Below are 1,343 nucleotides of genomic sequence, written 5' to 3' on the forward strand. Positions count from 1 at the left end.
GAGATGGGTTCGGCGGAGTTCTGGGTGCGGCACGTCCGTGAAGGCGTTCGCTTCCTCGACGGTGTCCGGACGCTGGAGGCGGCAGGGGTCACCACCTACGTCGAACTCGGGCCTGACGGCGTCCTGTCGGCCCTCGCCCAGGACTGCGTCTCCGGAGAAGGCGCCGCCTTCGCGTCCGCCCTCCGCAAGGACCGCGCCGAGGCCGAGACGCTGCTCACCGCACTCGCCACCGCCTATGTCCGCGGCGCCTCCGTCGACTGGCAGGCGTACTACGCCCCGCTGGGCGCCACCCGAGTGGATCTGCCGACGTACGCCTTCCAGCGCGCCGTCTACTGGCTCGACGCCGGCCGCACCGACGGCGACGTCACCGCTGCCGGTCTCGGCGCCGCCCACCACCCGCTGCTCGGCGCCGCGGTCCAGCTCCCCGACTCCGACGGTCACCTGTTCACCGGCCGCCTCTCCCTGTCCACCCACCCCTGGCTCGGTGACCACCGGGTCATGGGCGCGGCCCTCCTGCCCGGCACGGCCTTCGTCGAGCTGGCCCTCCAGGCCGGGCAGCACGTCGGCTGCGACCTCGTCGACGAACTCACCCTGGAAGCACCGCTGGTGCTCCCGGAGCACGGCGCCGTGCAGCTGCGGCTCTCCATCGGCGCGCCCGACCCGTCGGGCCGCCGCAGCCTCGCCCTGCACTCCCGCCCCGAGGACGCGGACCAGGAAACCCCGTGGACGCGGCACGCCGTCGGCGCGCTCGCGACCGGGGCCGACCCCGCCCCGCAGCGCCTGACCGACTGGCCGCCGACCGGAGCGGAGCCCGTCCCGGTGGACGGTCTGTACGAGGGCCTCGCGGAGTCCGGCTTCGGCTACGGCCCGGTGTTCCAGGGCCTGACCGCGGCCTGGTTGCAGGACGGCACCTACTACGCCGAAGTGGCCCTCCCCGAGGGCGCCGCGGACGACGCCGCCCGCTTCGGCCTTCACCCGGCCCTGCTCGACGCCGCCCTGCACGCCCTCGGACTGGGCGCAACCGCGGACACTGCGGGTACGGAAGGACGGCTCCCCTTCTCCTGGACCGGCGTTGCGCTGCACGCCGTGGGAGCCTCCGCGCTCCGTGTACGCCTGACCGTCGCCCGCAACGGCGAGGTCGCGCTCACCCTGGCCGACGCGTCCGGAGAACCGGTCGCCTCGGTCGCCGGACTGGCCCTGCGGGCCGTGAGCCGGGACCAGCTCGACACGGCGCCGGACCTGACCCGGGACTCGCTGTTCCGGGTGGAGTGGACGTCGGTGGCTGCGGTCGGGTCGTTCGACGACTGGCTGGTGCTGGGTGAGGGTGCGCAGGTGTTCGCGGA

1 protein-coding gene is annotated in these 1,343 nt (G+C 74.5%); it reads left to right on the forward strand.

Annotation, left to right across the window (positions count from 1 at the left end):
• Positions 1–1,343 (forward strand): polyketide synthase dehydratase domain-containing protein (locus ABZY31_RS31240; RefSeq protein ID WP_356417069.1); only part of this gene is annotated, 1,343 nt, incomplete at both ends.

The sequence above is a fragment of the Streptomyces sp. NPDC006529 genome (assembly GCF_040611795.1).
GTDB lineage: Bacteria > Actinomycetota > Actinomycetes > Streptomycetales > Streptomycetaceae > Streptomyces.